Origin of the sequence: Mesorhizobium sp. M1A.T.Ca.IN.004.03.1.1 (genome assembly GCF_003997555.1) — a bacterium.
Taxonomy (GTDB): domain Bacteria; phylum Pseudomonadota; class Alphaproteobacteria; order Rhizobiales; family Rhizobiaceae; genus Mesorhizobium.
The window spans coordinates 1-230 of the sequence record NZ_RZTV01001209.1; the positions used below are offsets into that span (position 1 = coordinate 1).

Below are 230 nucleotides of genomic sequence, written 5' to 3' on the forward strand. Positions count from 1 at the left end.
GAAAGCCCGGAGAGCAGCAGAACGATGAAGACGAAGCGGATGCCGAGATCGGCAAGCACCGGCCCGACAATGTTGGGCAGGATTTCGGAGCGAATGAGATAGAGGGTGCTTTCGCCGCGGATGCGCGCGACGGTGATGAAATCCATCGCATTGATGTTGACGGCGAGCGCCCGCGCGAAGCGGTAGGCGCCGGGGATGTAGATCACCGACAGCGTCAGGATCAGAACCGG

1 protein-coding gene is annotated in these 230 nt (G+C 61.3%); it reads right to left on the reverse strand.

Annotated elements, in window-relative coordinates:
* On the reverse strand, positions 1–230 hold a 230-nt coding region (locus EOD29_RS35525), incomplete at both ends, for an ABC transporter permease subunit (protein WP_127248944.1).